Annotated in this window: 1 protein-coding gene; it reads left to right on the forward strand. The window is 50.3% G+C overall.

Annotation, left to right across the window (positions count from 1 at the left end; translation table 11 throughout):
• The first annotated feature begins 136 nt into the window (after window positions 1–136).
• Entirely contained in the window at window positions 137–880 is a 744-nt protein-coding gene (locus tag BZG79_RS15925) for a GNVR domain-containing protein (RefSeq protein WP_077774897.1), read from the forward strand.
• Window positions 881–1,068: the final 188 nt, after the last annotated feature.

Genomic DNA, 1,068 nt, shown 5'->3' on the forward strand with positions numbered 1-1,068 from the left:
GCATGGCCGGGCAGTTGGGGGGCTTGGCCTCGCTAGCTGGGGTTAACCTTGACAGCGGTGGCGGCAGTGAAACCCAAATTGCGCTAGCCACTCTAAAATCACGCCAGTTTATTAGCGAGTTTGTGCATGCTAATGCATGGCCGGGCAGTTGGGGGGCTTGGCCTCGCTAGCTGGGGTTAACCTTGACAGCGGTGGCGGCAGTGAAACCCAAATTGCGCTAGCCACTCTAAAATCACGCCAGTTTATTAGCGAGTTTGTGCATGCTAATGCGTTAGAAGTGCCGCTAATGGCGACAACAGGCTGGGATCAAGACACCGGCGAGTGGCAAATTGATCCTGAGCGTTATAACCCTGAAACAAAAATCTGGTTAAAACCTGAAGGCGCTCGAGAGAACAAGCCTGCAGCGCCCACAGATTGGGAGCTTTACAAAGCGTTTTCTGATCTACTGGCTATCAACGAGCAAAAAGATAATGGCTTAGTTACCATTAGCTTTGAGTCAGAATCGCCAATACTGGCAAAACGCGTCACAGAAAAGTTGGTGGCGGCGATTAACGCGCGAATGAAAGCCGATAAGCTGCAAGAAACCAACACCAATATTGCTTACTTGCGCCAACAGCTAGAAAACACCAACCTTACCCAAATGCAGAATGTGTTCTATCAGCTGATTGAAGAGCAAACCAAAAGCTTGATGCTGGCTGAAGTGCAAGACGAATTTGTGTTTAAAACCGTCGATCCGGCCATTGTCCCCGAAGAAAAAGCCGGCCCCAAACGCGCCCTGATCTGTGTACTCGCCACCTTACTCGGCGGCATGCTCGCCGTCGCCATTGTGCTGGTAAGATTTGCGTTTAGGAAGGATGAAGATGAGAGCCTAGGGTCCTAGATTCTTGCCTTTTCTGTGCTCTGTATTTAAAAGCTCGAATACGGAATACGGAATACGGAAAGAGCAAAAGCCCCAATGCAAGCACGAGGCTGCTCTTCTCCGTATTCCGTATTCAAGATCCCGAATACAGATGACGGAATACAGAGTACGGAAAGAGCAAGAGCCCCAATGCGAGCACCAGGCTGCTC

The sequence above is a fragment of the Salinivibrio sp. MA427 genome, assembly GCF_001996115.1.
In the GTDB taxonomy this organism is placed as follows: domain Bacteria; phylum Pseudomonadota; class Gammaproteobacteria; order Enterobacterales; family Vibrionaceae; genus Salinivibrio; species Salinivibrio costicola.

What these genes read in the sequence shown, in the direction of transcription:
- BZG79_RS15925 (WP_077774897.1), top strand. Translation starts at nt 137, where the DNA reads ATGGCCGGGCAGTTGGGGGGCTTGGCCTCGCTAGCTGGGGTTAACCTT.